Here is a 13,577-nt window from a genome sequence, read left to right as displayed (position 1 = left end):
GGCGGCTCCCCCGCCGAGGGGCGCGTGTGTGCTTGCACACTCCGTTCCGACGCGCCGTCGCGCCGACTTGACCCCCCGTGAGGCGGCTGCTGTGCTGGTGCACCGTCACCGACCGCACCACCGACCCGGGGGAAGAAACGTGCGCGCCCGCAGGACCACACTCACCGCGACCGCCCTGCTCCTGCTGCTCGCCCCGGCCCTCGCCGCCTGCGGCCCCTCCGGCTCCTCCCAGGACAAGGCCCCCTCCTCCGCCGACGGCGCCGCCCTGGGCACCAACCCGCTGCAGAACCCGGACGGCACCAAGCCCGGCCTGGCCCCGATCACCACCGACGCGGACAGGAAGGCCGCCCGCGACCTGATCGCCAAGGTCACCACCGCCGAGCCCGGCTCCCAAGCCGGGTACGACCGCGACCAGTTCGGCCCGCCGTGGACGGACAACGTCGACGGCGTCCCGTTCGGCCACAACGACTGCGGCACCCGCGACGACCTGCTCGCCCGCGACGGCCGGTCCGTGGCCCGCAAGGACGGCTCCGCCTGCGTGGTCACCGGGATGACCATCTACGACCCCTACACCGGGCAGACGGTGCAGTGGACCAAGCAGCAGGCCACGAAGATCCAGATCGACCACGTGATGCCGCTCTCCTACGACTGGAAGCAGGGCGCCTCCGCCTGGACCAAGGCCAAGCGCGTCCAGATCGCCAACGACCCGCTCAACCTGATCCCCGCCGACGGCTCGCAGAACGCCTCCAAGGGCGACTCCGGCCCCTCCGCCTGGCTCCCGGCCAACGAGGCGGTCCGCTGCTCCTACGCGGTCCGCTTCGCCCAGGTCTCCCTCAAGTACCAGCTCCCGGTGGTCCCGGCCGACAAGAAGACCATGCTGGGCCTCTGCGGCGGATAACGAGATGATCACCAGGGCGATCGGATGATAGCCATGGGCGGTGATCACCGACACCGCCCGGCTCTCCGGCCGCCTGCTCCCCGTCGCCCTGGCGGCCGCCCTGCTCGCCGGGTGCACCTCCGGCACCGAGACGGCGGCGCCGAGCAGCTCCGCGAGCCCGACGCAGACCCCCACCACGGCTGCGAGCCCCAGCCCGACCCCGAAGCCGACCGGCGAGGCCGATCCCGCGCTCAAGCCGTACTACGGCCAGCAGTTGGCCTGGGCCGCCTGCACGGACGACCCGAAGACCGCGAAGCTCGACGAGTCCACCGCGGAGTGCGCGCGCCTGCGCGTCCCGCTGGACTACGCCGCCCCGGGCGGCGAGACCATCGAGATCGCCCTGTCCCGCCGCCGGACCGCCCAGGACGGCAAGCGGATCGGCTCGCTGGTGCTCAACCCCGGCGGCCCCGGCAGCTCCGGCGCCGGCATGGTCCAACGGGGCACCGAGTTCGGCAAGGACGGCCTGCGCGAGAGCTACGACCTGGTCGGCTTCGACCCGCGCGGTGTCGGCGCCAGCACCGCCGTGCACTGCATGGACGACCGCGCCCGGGACGCCTTCGACAGCACCGACACCCGGGACGGCACCCGCGGCAAGGCCATGGCCGACGCCTGCCGGGCCAACTCCGGCACGCTGCTCCCCCACGTCGGCACCCGCGACGCCGCCCGCGACATGGACGTCCTGCGCGCCGCCCTGGGCGAGGCCAAGCTCAACTACCTCGGCTTCTCCTACGGCACCTACCTGGGCTCCCGCTACCTGGAGCAGTTCCCGGACAAGGCCGGCCGGGTCGTCCTCGACGGCGCCGTGGACTCGACGCTCAGTCAGCTCGACCACGCCGTCCAGCAGAACATCAGCTTCGAGAAGGCCCTGCGCGCCTTCGCCGCCGACTGCGCGCAGCAGAAGCAGTGCAGCCTCGGCAAGGACCCCGCGCAGGCGCCCGCCAAGCTGGCCGCCTTCCTCGACGGCCTGAAGAAGGAGCCGCTGACCACCACCGACGGCCGCTCGCTCACCTCGTCCTCCGCCTGGACCGGCACCCTGAGCATGCTCTACGGCAACGCCACCAGCTGGGAGTACCTGCGCAACGCCCTCGGCTGGGCGATGCTCCGCGACAAGGGCGACTACCTGCAGGCGATGGCCGACGACTACTACGACCGCGGCGAGGACGGCAAGCACAGCAACATGCTCGACGCCTACACCGCGATCCACTGCGCGGACCCGGGCGCGGACGTCCCCACCGCGGCGCAGCTCGCGGCCGCCCGGCAGAAGCTGCACGACGAGGCACCGCTGATCTCGGCCCGCTACACCGACGAGGACCTCTTCGACCCGGACTGCCGCAGCTGGCCCTACCGGACCACCGAGCAGCCCGCCCCCGCCAAGGCCCCCGGCGCACCCCCGGTCCTGGTCGTCGGCACCACCGGCGACCCGGCCACCCCGTACGCCTGGGCCGAGCAGCTCACCGCCGAGCTCGGCAACGCCACCCTCCTCACCCGCGAGGGCGAGGGCCACACCGGCTACAACAAGAACCCCTGCACCACGACCGCCGTCAACACCTTCCTCACCACCGGCACCCTCCCCGCCCCGGGCACCCGCTGCAAGGACTGAGCACCGGCAGGGCAGCGCGCCAGGGGCGCGAGGAACTGCGCGGAGGGGAACGGCAGCACCTGCAACTGGCCGACGGTGGTTCAGTTGCCGGTGCGCCGCCTTCCGACCCGCGCAGTTCCTCGCGCCCCTGGTGTGACCACTAACCCCCGATGGCCGACATGGGGCGGGCGGGCTGGACGAAGTCGGCGGAGCTGATGTCGTGGCCCGGGCCCTTGCGGGCGATGGTGTTGCGCCAGGCTCGTTCGATCGCCGCGTCGTCGGCACCGCCGCGCAGCAGCGCCCGCAGATCGGACTCCTCGGTCGCGAAGAGACAGTTCCGCAGCTGCCCGTCGGCCGTCAGCCGGACCCGGTCGCAGCCGCCGCAGAACGGCCGCGTCACCGAGGCGATCACCCCGACCACCACGTCCGTCCCGGCGATCCGCCACTCCTCTGCCGGGGCGTTGCCGTGCCGCCCCACCGGCACCAGCTCCCAACGCTCCGTCAGCACCGCGAGCAGCTCGTCCGCCGTGATCATCCGGTCCCGCTCCCACGCGCCCTGCGCGTCGAGCGGCATCGACTCGATGAACCGCATCCGGTACCCGTGCTCCGCCGCGAACTCGACCAGCTCCACGATCTCGTCGTCGTTGACGCCCCGCACCGGGACCGCGTTGACCTTCACCGGCGCCAGTCCGGCGGCCTGGGCGGCGGCGAGGCCCGCGAAGACGTCGGCGATCCGGTCCCGGCGGGTGATCTCGGCGTAGCGTTCGGGCCGCAGGGTGTCCAGGCTGACGTTGACCCGGTGCAGTCCGGCGGCCTTCAGGTCGGCCGCCGTGCGGGCCAGCCCGATGCCGTTGGTCGTGAGCGAGACCTCGGCCCCGAGCACGCTCAACCGTCCCACCAGGCCCGGCAGGCCGCGGCGGAGCAGCGGTTCGCCGCCGGTCAGCCGCAGGGCGGTGATGCCGAGGCGGGTGACGGCGATCCGGGCCAGCCGTTCGACCTCGTCGTCCGTGAGCACCTCGGCCCGGGGCAGCCAGTTCAGACCCTCGGCCGGCATGCAGTAGGTGCAGCGCAGGTTGCAGCGGTCGGTGAGCGAGACCCGCAGATCGGTGTGGACCCGGCCGAAGCGGTCCACCAGCGGGCTTGGTGCGGTGTCCATCTGCCCAGTACAGGGCCCGCCCCCCGGCGAGCACCAGCGGCGGAAGCACCGGCCCACCCCGCTGACCTGCGGCGGCGCCCTGTGCGATCGCACAACTGCCCCGTCCTCCCCACCGGCCCCAGACTCTCCGTACGGGCCCCCGGGGGCGCGCCGTGGAGCAGGATGGGCCATACGGCACGCAACGCGGTCCGGCGAGCGTAGGAGGAGAGCAGCGGCATGAGTCCCGTGAACGTCCCGGCCCTGGTCCTCGCAGCGGGCGGCGGACGCCGCCTGGGCGGGCGCCCCAAGGCGCTGATCACCCGTCAGGGGCGCCCGCTGCTCTCGCACGCGCTGACGGTGGTCCGCGAGGGCGGCTGCGCCGGAGCGGTGGTGGTGCTGGGTGCCGCCGCCGAGCAGGTCCGGGCCGCCGTGGACACCGGGGCCAGCGTCCTGGTGGACAACCCCGACTGGGAGGGCGGCATGGGCTCCTCGCTCCGCGCCGGGCTGGCCGCTCTGCCACCGGACGCCACCGCCGCCCTGGTGATGCTGGTCGACACCCCGGGCGTCACGCCGGCGGCCGTGGCCCGGCTGCTCGCCGCCCACGCGGCCGGTGCGGAACTGGCCGCCGCCGGCTACCACGGGCGGCGCGGCCACCCGGTGCTGATCGGTGCCCGGCACTTCGCCGAGGCGGCCGCCGGTGCGGTCGGCGACGCCGGGGCCCGCGCCCTGCTCGCCGCCCATCCGGTCGAGCTGGTCGAGTGCGGCGACGTGGCCGTCCCGGACGACCTGGACACCCCGGAGGACCTGGCCCGGTGGGGCGCGGGCTGAACCCCCGCCCGACGGGACCGTGCGCCCCTGACGTGCCCCTGGTCTCTCCCTGAGGATTGCCGATATCCGGGCCGACGGCCGGTCGGATCGGGGACGATGGGACCGACCAGGCCAGGCGACCAGAACGGACGGTGTGCACGATGCCCGGAGCACCGCTGCCCGACGACTTCGACGAGCCGGCGGCGGACCGGCCGCACGGTGCGAGCCCGATCCGCTGCCCGGCCTGCCGCCGCGAGCACCTGTACGACCCGCCGAGCCTGCCCTGCCCCTGCGGGGCCCGGCTGCGGGTGCCGCTGCTGCGCGGCGGCATACCGGTGCAGATCCGCTTCCGCTCCTGGGAGGACTCCTGGCTGAGCATGCGCTGCCCGCACTGCGGCCGGGACGACCAGTGGCCCCAGCCGGAGTTCACCTGCAACTGCGGCGCCACCGTCCGCCTCCCGGTGGACCGGGCACCCCGGCTGCAGAGCGCCGGCCCCGGCCCCGGGCACCAACGCCCGGTCGCTCACCGGCCGTTGGACAGCCGCGCGCTCGACGGGCTGGACGGGCTGCCGGCCGACCGGCGGCCCAGCGTCCCGGTCCAGGGCGGGCCGTCCGCCTGGGAGTACCGGCCGCCGTTCCGCCCGCACCCGGTGCGCTCCGAGGACGACGCGGTGCTCACCGCCGCCCGCTACCTCCGCTGGCTGGGCTTCGACGACCTGGAGATGACGGAGGATCAGGAGACCTCCCTGGTCACCCTGCTGGGCGGCCGGATGGTGGCCCAGGTGGACGGCTCCGGGGCGCCGGCCGACCTCCGCACGGTGGAGTGCCTCTGGCTGCGCACCCTGCACGCGGAGGAGATCGCGGCGGCACTGTTCAGCCGCTCGGGCTTCACCCAGCAGGCGCTGGTGCGGGGCGAGCAACTGCTGGTCGCGCTCTTCCGCCTCGACGAGTCCGGCATCCCGCAGCCGGCCAACGGAGCGGCGGAGGCCCTGCTGGAGACGGGGTGGACCTCCTGATCCACCGCCTCTCCGGCGGTCTGGACCAGTCGATCAGGAGGAGCTGATTCCGGATCATCTCGCGCTCGTGATCTGGTGCACAAGCTCACCCCCGTGTTGAATTGCCGCCACAGCGGCCACGCCCGCTCGCTGGACACCGCGCACAAGGAGGTGGCGTTGTCGGAGCACGGAACGGCCCTGGGGGGCAGCAAGACGGACGCGGTCTGGCGGCTACGGTCCCGGGGATGTTGGCAGGAGGCCGCCGAACTGCTCCTCCCGGCGGCCCGTGACGACCCCTCGACGGCCCTGGCCCGGGCCGAACTCCTCATCGAGCAGTGCATGTTCACCGCCGCGCACTGGGAGCAGGGCGAGGAGGCGCTGCGCGCGGCGGAGGCCCTGGCCGCCTCCCCCGACCAGCGCGCCGCCTCCGCCTGCGCGCGCGGCTTCCTGGCCTACGTGGCCAGCGTGCTGGGCCCGCGGGACCGGCTGGACGAGGCCCAGGCCGCGCTCGGCCGGACCTCGGCCCTGCTCCCGCCGGACGCCCCGGGGCGTCCCCTGCTGGACTTCCGGCGCGGCCTGGTGGCGGAGAACCTGCTGCACGACCGGCAGGCGGCCTGGATCGCGTACCGGCGCGCGCACGACGGCGCGGCCGAGCGAGGTGACGAACTCCTGCGCTCCTACACCTGGCGCCACCTGGCCTCGCTGGCGCTCGCGGCGGGCGACGCCGAACAGGCCCGGGAGGGCTTCCGGGCCTCGCTGACGATCCGTGAGGAGCTCGGCTTCACCGTGGGGGTGGCACCGGCCCTGGCCGCGTTGGCCGAGGTCTCGGAGCCGGCCGAGGCGGCCCGGCTGCGGGCGGAGGCCGCCCGGCTGGTGCAGGCGCTCGGCGGCGTGCCGGTCTGGCTCGCGCGGCGGCTGGACACCGTGCCCGCTCCGGCGACTCCCCCGGACGGCGGAAGCTGACGGGACGTCGGAAGGGGCATCAGCTAAGGTGAGCCTAACCTGCCCGGTGGGACCCACTCCGGGCAGGTCCGGCTCGCCCGTGCGGGCCGGCCCGTACCGCCGTCCCGGGCTCCCCGAGCGCCGGCCCACCTCCGGGGGCCCGCATGACCGCCAGCAGCACCGAGGCCCGCCCCACCGGCCCCGGCCCCCTCGCCGACGGCCCGCCGCTGCTCGGCAGCTACGCCCGCCAGCACCTGGTCTTCCCGGCCCTGCGGATCCTCGCGGGCCCGCTGCCCACCGGCCCGGGCTGGGTCTCCGCCACCGCGCTGATCGGCGAGGAATCGGTCCGCCAGGAGCTCATCGCCCACGACCAGTCACTGGCCCTGGCCGACTACGGGCAGCTGCTGCGGCCCGACGTGGCGGCCGGCTTCTGCCTGCACCGCTTCGTCTGGCCCGCCGCACTGGCCTTCACCCTGCCGTGGTTCCTGGAGCGCCGGGTGCCCCGGCTGCCCGCCGACCGGGTGGCGATCGACCGCGCGGCCGGGGAGCTCGCCGTCGACCCGGACGGCTTCGCCTGCCTGCCGGACGATCCCGCGGCCCACCTGCCGGGCGCCCGGGTGGTACCGGACGAGGCCGCCCTGCGGGCCGAACTCCGCTCCGCCCTGACCGAGTTGCTCACCCCGACGCTGAACGCCTTCCGCCCGGCCATGCGGCGCGGCTCGCGCACCCTGTGGGGAATGGCCACCGACGACGTGATCGAGGGGCTCTGGTTCCTCGGGGGTCTGCTCGGCGAGGAGGAGCGGGCCGCCGCCGCGGTGACCGAACTGCTGCCCGGCCCGTCCGAGCGCCCGTTCGTCGGCGGGGCGGACTTCAGGCGGTTGACGGACGGCCCGGCCGCCCGGACCAGGACCCGGGTGAGCTGCTGCCTGTTCTACACGGTGCGTCCGGAAGAAACCTGTCTCACCTGCCCGCGGAGCTGTCCGGAATAGCGCGTTCCGGGTCGGAATCAGCTCGACCATTTCATATGACCGTATGGATTCAACGACTTCGGAATTCCCTCTCCTCGGTGCATTGGCCCGGAATCGGCCGAAAGGCCGTCAGTCATCGGCCATAGTGGTGACTCGCCATCACAAGGCGGGAAAGCGAGGCTGGTTCCGGCCATGAAACTGTCCGATATTCCACTGGGCTGGGCCGTCACGGGCGTGGCCGGTCTGGTGGCGGTCGCCGTCCTGGTGACCTTCCTGCGCACCAGGACCGCGGCCGCCGCGGCCGCCACCGGTGCGACGGACTCCTGGGAGCGCAGCGAGGAGCGCCGCCGCCGCAAGGAGTCGATGTACGGGGTCTCCGCCTACGCGCTGCTCTTCTGCTGCGCGGGCGTGGCGGCGGCCCTCTCCTTCCACGGCCTGGTCGGCTTCGGGGTGCAGAACCTCGGGCTCTCCGGCGGCTGGGAGTACCTGGTGCCGTTCGGCCTGGACGGCGCCGCGATGTTCTGCTCGGTGCTCGCCGTCCGCGAGGCCAGCCACGGTGACGCCGCGCTCGGCTCCCGCCTGCTGGTCTGGCTGTTCGCCGGCGCCTCCGCCTGGTTCAACTGGGTTCACGCGCCCAGGGGTTACGGCCACGTCGGCGCCCCGCAGTTCTTCGCCGGGATGTCGCTCTCGGCCGCGATCCTCTTCGACCGCGCGCTGAAGCAGACCCGCCGGGCCGCCCTGCGCGAGCAGGGCCTGGTGCCGCGGCCGCTGCCGCAGATCCGGGTGGTCCGCTGGCTGCGGGCGCCCCTGGAGACGTACGCCGCCTGGTCGTTGATGCTGCTGGAGGGCGTGCGCAGCCTGGACGAGGCGGTCGAGGAGGTCCGCGACGACAAGCGGCAGGCCGCGCTGGACCGCGAGCGCCAGCGGATGGCCAGCCGCCGGGAGCGGGCCGAGATCCGCGCCATCGGGCGCCAGCCCGGCAGTGCCTGGCGGGCCCGGGGGGCCAACCGGCAGCTGACGCCGGGAAGTTCGGAGCCCGTCATAGAACCGTCGCAGAACTCGCAGGGATCGCCGAGCTCCCCGAGCTCCCCGAGCTCCCCGAGCTCCCGGGGCTCCGGGGCGACAGCCCCCGCCGCTCCGGCCACCGAGGGCGCGCTGCCGGTCCGGCGCAGCATCGACCTGACGCCGGAGGAGGAGACCATGCCGCTGCCCCGGCTGGACTCCCTGGAGCAGAAGCTCAAGGACCTGGAGCAGCAGTTCGGCTGACGGACCTTCCGGCCGGGCGCGGCTAGGGGCTGTCTCCTTGGTGGCGTCGGGTAGCGGCGCGTGGTTGGCCCCCCACGCCCCCGGCGCAACCCTTGACCGGACCGATCAGGCCACGGCCCGGTCCTCCCGCGGCCGCCGCCTGACGGTCCGTCCGGTTCAGTCGGCGGAGAGTTCGAACCACATCCGCTTGCCGCTGCCGCGCGGCTCCACGCCCCAGGCGTCGGCCAGCGCCTCCACCAGCATCAGGCCGCGCCCGGAGGAGGCCTGTTCGCCCGGGGTGCGCCTGGTCGGCCAGAGGTCGGACTCGTCCTCCACCTCGACCCGCAGCCGGGCCCGGCCCTCCCCGGAGCCCTCCCGGTAGAGCCGGGCGGTGAACATGGCGTCCCGGTCGGTGTGCCGGATCGCGTTGGTGACCAGCTCGGAGGCGAGCAGCTCGGCCGAGTCCACCAGCTCCGCCACGCCCCAGCGGCGCAGCGCGTCCCGCAGCTCGCCGCGCAGCTCGGAGATCCGGGCCAGGTCGGCCTGGCCGATCCGGCGGCGCAGCTGCTGCGCGGCCAGCCCGCCCGCCGGGCCGTCCCAGCGGAGCAACAGCAGCGCTATGTCGTCCTCGCGCTCGGTCGAGTCGGCGGCCAGCGAGGCGATCCGGTCGGCCAGTTCGTCCAGCGGGTCGCGCGGGCCCTCGCCCCGGCCGGGCAGCTCGCGGGCGACGGTGTCGCAGAGCCGGGCGTAACCGGTGTCCAGGTCCATGTCGCGGGCCTCGACCAGGCCGTCGGTGCAGAGCACCACCGTCTCCCCCGGGTCCAGCGAGAACCGGGTGACCCGGTACTCCTCGTCCGGGGAGACGCCGAGCGGCAGTCCGCCGGCCACCGGGACGGCGGTGGCGGTGCCGTCGGCCCGGCGGACCACCGGGTCGAGGTGGCCGGCCCGGACGGCGTAGACCACGCCGTAGTCCACGTTCACCTCGGCGTAGGTGCAGGTGGCGAAGTGGTCGGTGTCCAGGTCGGCCAGGAAGCGGGAGGCCCGGGCCATCACGGCGGCGGGCGGGTGGCCCTCGGCCGCGTAGGCGCGCAGCGCGATCCGCAGCTGGCCCATGATCCCCGCCGCGTGCACGTCGTGGCCCTGCACGTCGCCGATCACCAGGCCGACGTGGCCGCCGGGCAGCGGCACCACGTCGTACCAGTCGCCGCCGATCTGCAGGCCGGAGCCGGCCGCCAGGTAGCGGACGGCGGTGGTCACGCCGGAGACCGAGGGCACGGTGCGCGGCAGCATCACCCGCTGCAGGCCGGCCGCCAGCTCGTGCTCGGCGTCGTGCAGCCGGGCCCGGGCCAGTGACTGGGCGACCAGACCGCCCAGGGTGGAGAGCAGGGTGCGCTCGTCGGCGTCCAGCTCGCGGTCGTCGTCGAAGCCGACCACGCAGACGCCCGTCACCCGGCCGCTGGCCACCAGCGGCAGGAAGGCCCAGGCGCTGCGCTGGCCGTTCTCGGCCATCTGCGGGTAGGCGTCCGGGTAGCGCTCGCGGTACTCCTCGCGGCTGGAGATGAAGACCGGGGCGCGGTTGCGGATCGCCTCGGCGGCCGGGTGGCCGGGCGGGACGGGCGCGCGGTCGTACTGGCGCAGGTCGCCGTCGCGGTAGCCGCTGGCGCCGAGCACCTGGAACCGGCCGGCCTCCAGCGAGGCCAGGATCAGGCCGTCCGGCGGCAGGCCGGGCAGCGGCAGCTCGGTGAAGACCCGCGCCACGTCCCGGACGGTGACGGCCTCGGAGAGCGCCCGGGCCGCCTCCTTGATGAACCGCGAGCGCTCCTCGCGCAGCGCGGCCATCGCCCCGGCGCGCTCGCGCTTGTGCAGCTCGACGGTGGCGTCCCAGACGAAGCCGACCATCCGGGACGGCCGCCCGAAGGCGTCGGCCAGCACCCGGCCGCGGAAGCGGGCGGCGTGCAGCTCGCCGCCGGGGAAGACGGTGCGGTAGTAGGCACCGCACTGGCCGAGCTCGGCGACGGCCCGCTCGACCCGGCGGCGGACCACCGGGGCGTCCTCGGGGTGCAGCATCGCCAGGAAGGAGGCCGCGCTGCGGTCGAAGCGGCCCGGGTCGAGGCCGAGGATGGCGCAGGCGCGCGGGTCGCCCTCCAGCACGTCGCGGCGGATGTCCCAGTCGAAGGAGCCGATGCCGTTGGCGGCCATCGCGGGTTCGAGCCAGTCGGGGGTGGAGTCGCCCGTCCTGGTGGGCAGGCCGCGCGGGACCACCGGGGCGATCCGGCCGGCCGCCAGCCCGCTGCCGGCGGCGGCGGGGCGCAGCGCGTTGACCGCCGACCGGCCGTGGCCGGCCGTGCCGCGGGCCGACTGGGCAGGCGGGGTGCGGCGTGCGGGCCCCGCGGACTCGGGCTCAGTCGCCATTTTTCTCCTGCCGCTGCCGTGCCGTCCGGTCCGGGCGGACCGTGACAGCCGTGTGCCGAGTGGGTGGGCGGTGCACGGGTCGAGGGCGGTCAGTCGAGGCTCGGATCTCCCCGCTGCCTTCCCGGGCACACATTCTCACTATCCTGCCGAAAGATTACTAGTACCGCCTCACCAGCGGGCTTTCGGGTGACGGGGCCGGCCGCACGCGCGGGACGTACCCGAAAGGCCAGGACCAGATGAGCACAGGACGGCGGTGCGGGCAATGAGCCGGGTGCATTTCGTGACCGGGCGGTGACGCGGCATATGCACGGGGGACGGTCGCGGGGTCGGCCGGGAGGGGGCGGGAGGGGCGGAGCGGAACCGCTCAGGCGGCGCCGAGCTCGAACCAGGTGACCTTGCCGTCACCGCGCAGCTGGACACCCCAGTCGTCGGCCAGCGCCTCGACCAGCTGCAGGCCGCGCCCGGAGGTGGCGGTCTCGCTCGCGATCCGGCGGCCCGGGAGCCGGGTGGTGCCGTCCTGGACCTCGATCCGCAGCCGGTGCTCGGGGCTGAGCACCGCGTCCAGCACCGCGCCGCGCTCGGTGTGCAGCAGCGCGTTGGTCACCAGCTCGGAGGTCAACAGCTCCGCCGTGTCGGCGAGTTCGGGGACGCCCCAGAGGTCGAGGGCGGCCCGCAGCCGGCGGCGGACGGCGCCGACTCCGGTCAGGTCGGCCGGGCTGAGCGCCGCGTGCAGCCTGCGGTGCAGGGCGCAGCCCGGCTCCTGCGGCGTCCGCCCCTCGTGGGTGTGCTGGTCGTGGCCCCTGGCGCGGACGGAGTCCCCGCCGGCCGCCGTGCTGCTCGAAGCCGTCCGCTGACGCGGGAACCTGGCCTTGCCTTCCATCACGTAACGCCCCCCACAGCCCTTCTCACGGACAGTTGGCCGCGTCGCGTCCCCCGCTGGCGGACTGTCCCGATACCGACGACCATCCTCATGCCCACTGGCGGGGACACGCAACAGTGTGCGGACGGTCACCTGTGGTGAAGCGGGGCTCAGGGGGCTCCGAATGATCCTTTCCGGGGCTGCCGGGAGGTTTGGACCGCGACCGGCCCCCTGCCGGTGGACCGCTACGGGCGCAGGGCGGTCGCCGCCCGCCGCAGCAGGGCGCACAGCTGCTCGCGCTCCTCGGGGGCGAAGGCCGACCAGAGCGCGGCCTCCACCCCCACCGCGCGGTCGTCGGCCTCGGCGAGCAGGCCCTCCCCGGCCTCGGTCAGCCGGGCCAGCATCACCTTGCCGTGCACCTCGGACTGCTGACGCTCGATCAGGCCTTTGGCCTCCAGATTGGCCAGCACACCGGCCATGGTCTGCGGGGTGACGGCGGCGCCCCGGGCGAGCTGGGCTCCGGAGCGCTCGGTCCGCTCGGCGAGCTGGAGCAGCACGGCGTACTGCGGCACGGTCAGACCGAGGCCCCGCAGCGCCTCCACCTTGGCTGCCGTCACGCTCTGCTCAGCCTGCCTGATCGCGGGGCCGAGGCGGAGCCGCGCCCCCTTCGGTCCGGCCAGCAGGACGGCGGGGTCGGTGGCGGCACTCATCAGCCGGGGCTCCATTCACTGGGCTGTGCACGGACGGCCCCAGTATCGACCCGCGCCACCCGCGGTGTCCGGCCCTCCCGCAAGCATCCGCCACACGATTGCGACGCCCGGCGCGCAGAACACCCCGGAACGGACAAGGCTGGACACGGCGGCGCCGTCCGGGTTCAATGGCCGGACAGAGAGTTTGAACGGCGTTCTAAGTTGAGCGGCCGCCGCCACGGCGAGGAGAGCGAGGCACCGTGCGACTGACCCCCACCGAGCGGGACCGGCTGCTGATCTTCACGGCCGCCGAACTCGCCCGCGCCCGGCGGGCCCGGGGCGTGAAGCTGAACGTCCCCGAGGCCACCGCCCTGATCGCCGACGCCGTCTGCGAGGCGGCCCGGGACGGCCGCCGGCTGGCCGAGGCCGTCGAGGCCGGCCGCACCGTGCTCTCCGCCGCGGACGTGCTGCCCGGCGTGGCCGACGTGGTGACGGTGGTCCAGGTGGAGGCGGTCTTCGACGACGGCACCCGCCTCGCCGTGGTCAACGCCCCCTTCCGGGGCACCGGTTCGCTCGGCGACGAGGCCCCCGGCGGTGTGCTGCTGGGCAGCGGCGAGGGGTACGACCCGATCGAGGAGACCCTGCTGCTCCCAGTGCACAACACCTCGGACGTGCCGATCTCGGTCACCTCGCACTTCCACTTCTTCGAGGCCAACCCGCGGCTCGCCTTCGACCGCTCCGCCGCCTACGGCACCCACCTCGCCGTACCGGCCGGCTCCTCGGTCCGCTTCGACCCGGGCGCCACCGTCGAGGTCGGCCTGGTGCCGATCGGCGGGGCCCGGGTGGCGATCGGCTTCGCCGGCCTGGTGGACGGCCCGCTGGACGCCCCCGGCGCCCGCGAGGCCGCGCTCGCCAAGGCCCGGGCCACCGGCTACCTGACCGGCTTCGACGACGCGGAGCTGGACTCGTGACCGCGCCCGAGCTCGCCCCTGCCTCTGCCCCTGCCCCG

General features: G+C 74.7%; 12 protein-coding genes. 8 read left to right on the top strand and 4 right to left on the bottom strand.

What is annotated here, in order from left to right; all coding sequences use genetic code 11:
* Positions 1–139: 139 nt before the first annotated feature.
* A complete protein-coding gene (locus ACWEPF_RS09445) occupies positions 140–898 on the top strand; it encodes an HNH endonuclease family protein (RefSeq protein WP_452172097.1) in 759 nt (252 codons plus the stop codon).
* A 40-nt stretch (positions 899–938) separates the two neighbouring features.
* Entirely contained in the window at positions 939–2,537 is a 1,599-nt protein-coding gene (locus ACWEPF_RS09440; protein WP_452172096.1) for an alpha/beta hydrolase, read from the top strand.
* Between the two features lie 139 nt (positions 2,538–2,676).
* On the opposite strand, the gene moaA is transcribed toward ACWEPF_RS09440, so the two are convergent.
* Positions 2,677–3,672, bottom strand: coding sequence for a GTP 3',8-cyclase MoaA (moaA, locus tag ACWEPF_RS09435; protein ID WP_345289325.1), 996 nt, complete (start codon positions 3,670–3,672; stop codon positions 2,677–2,679).
* Between the two features lie 216 nt (positions 3,673–3,888).
* Here moaA and ACWEPF_RS09430 point away from each other — a divergent pair, with 216 nt between their 5' ends.
* The 5 genes from ACWEPF_RS09430 (at position 3,889) to ACWEPF_RS09410 (ending at position 8,629) form a co-directional block, all read left to right on the top strand.
* A complete protein-coding gene (locus tag ACWEPF_RS09430; RefSeq protein WP_452172095.1) occupies positions 3,889–4,479 on the top strand; it encodes a nucleotidyltransferase family protein in 591 nt (196 codons plus the stop codon).
* Between the two features lie 140 nt (positions 4,480–4,619).
* On the top strand, positions 4,620–5,474 hold the full coding sequence (locus ACWEPF_RS09425; RefSeq protein WP_452172094.1) for a hypothetical protein: 855 nt from the start codon (positions 4,620–4,622) through the stop codon (positions 5,472–5,474).
* A 129-nt stretch (positions 5,475–5,603) separates the two neighbouring features.
* The gene (locus tag ACWEPF_RS09420) at positions 5,604–6,416 is read left to right on the top strand and encodes a hypothetical protein (protein ID WP_452172179.1); all 813 of its coding nucleotides are present in this window, start codon (positions 5,604–5,606) and stop codon (positions 6,414–6,416) included.
* Positions 6,417–6,559: 143 nt separating this feature from the next.
* Entirely contained in the window at positions 6,560–7,384 is an 825-nt protein-coding gene (locus tag ACWEPF_RS09415; protein ID WP_452172093.1) for a (2Fe-2S)-binding protein, read from the top strand.
* A 171-nt stretch (positions 7,385–7,555) separates the two neighbouring features.
* Positions 7,556–8,629 (top strand): DUF2637 domain-containing protein, encoded by a 1,074-nt coding sequence (locus ACWEPF_RS09410; RefSeq protein WP_452172092.1) that lies wholly within the window; start codon positions 7,556–7,558, stop codon positions 8,627–8,629.
* Between the two features lie 156 nt (positions 8,630–8,785).
* Here the strand turns inward: ACWEPF_RS09410 and ACWEPF_RS09405 are convergent, their stop codons facing one another.
* The 3 genes from ACWEPF_RS09405 to ACWEPF_RS09395 form a co-directional block, all read right to left on the bottom strand.
* Complete coding sequence (locus tag ACWEPF_RS09405; protein ID WP_345289320.1) at positions 8,786–11,020, bottom strand: SpoIIE family protein phosphatase; 2,235 nt, start codon at positions 11,018–11,020, stop codon at positions 8,786–8,788.
* A gap of 364 nt (positions 11,021–11,384) precedes the next feature.
* On the bottom strand, positions 11,385–11,900 hold the full coding sequence (locus tag ACWEPF_RS09400) for an ATP-binding protein (RefSeq protein WP_452172178.1): 516 nt from the start codon (positions 11,898–11,900) through the stop codon (positions 11,385–11,387).
* A gap of 224 nt (positions 11,901–12,124) precedes the next feature.
* On the bottom strand, positions 12,125–12,589 hold the full coding sequence (locus ACWEPF_RS09395) for a MarR family winged helix-turn-helix transcriptional regulator (RefSeq protein WP_452172091.1): 465 nt from the start codon (positions 12,587–12,589) through the stop codon (positions 12,125–12,127).
* A 239-nt stretch (positions 12,590–12,828) separates the two neighbouring features.
* Here ACWEPF_RS09395 and ureA point away from each other — a divergent pair, with 239 nt between their 5' ends.
* Positions 12,829–13,539 (top strand): urease subunit gamma, encoded by a 711-nt coding sequence (gene ureA, locus ACWEPF_RS09390; RefSeq protein ID WP_452172090.1) that lies wholly within the window; start codon positions 12,829–12,831, stop codon positions 13,537–13,539.
* The last annotated feature ends 38 nt before the right edge of the window (positions 13,540–13,577 follow it).

The organism is Kitasatospora sp. NPDC004289, assembly GCF_053602875.1.
The sequence above is the reverse complement of the archived record's forward strand: the minus strand, read 5'-3'. Positions and strand labels throughout refer to the sequence as shown.

Bases quoted from the DNA above. Each gene is read 5' to 3' on its own strand.
- ACWEPF_RS09425 (WP_452172094.1), top strand. From the start codon at position 4,620: ATGCCCGGAGCACCGCTGCCCGACGACTTCGACGAGCCGGCGGCGGAC.
- ACWEPF_RS09405 (WP_345289320.1), bottom strand. From the start codon at position 11,020: ATGGCGACTGAGCCCGAGTCCGCGGGGCCCGCACGCCGCACCCCGCCT.
- ACWEPF_RS09415 (WP_452172093.1), top strand. From the start codon at position 6,560: ATGACCGCCAGCAGCACCGAGGCCCGCCCCACCGGCCCCGGCCCCCTC.
- ACWEPF_RS09400 (WP_452172178.1), bottom strand. From the start codon at position 11,900: ATGGAAGGCAAGGCCAGGTTCCCGCGTCAGCGGACGGCTTCGAGCAGC.
- ACWEPF_RS09395 (WP_452172091.1), bottom strand. From the start codon at position 12,589: ATGAGTGCCGCCACCGACCCCGCCGTCCTGCTGGCCGGACCGAAGGGG.
- ACWEPF_RS09430 (WP_452172095.1), top strand. From the start codon at position 3,889: ATGAGTCCCGTGAACGTCCCGGCCCTGGTCCTCGCAGCGGGCGGCGGA.
- moaA (WP_345289325.1), bottom strand. From the start codon at position 3,672: ATGGACACCGCACCAAGCCCGCTGGTGGACCGCTTCGGCCGGGTCCAC.
- ACWEPF_RS09410 (WP_452172092.1), top strand. From the start codon at position 7,556: ATGAAACTGTCCGATATTCCACTGGGCTGGGCCGTCACGGGCGTGGCC.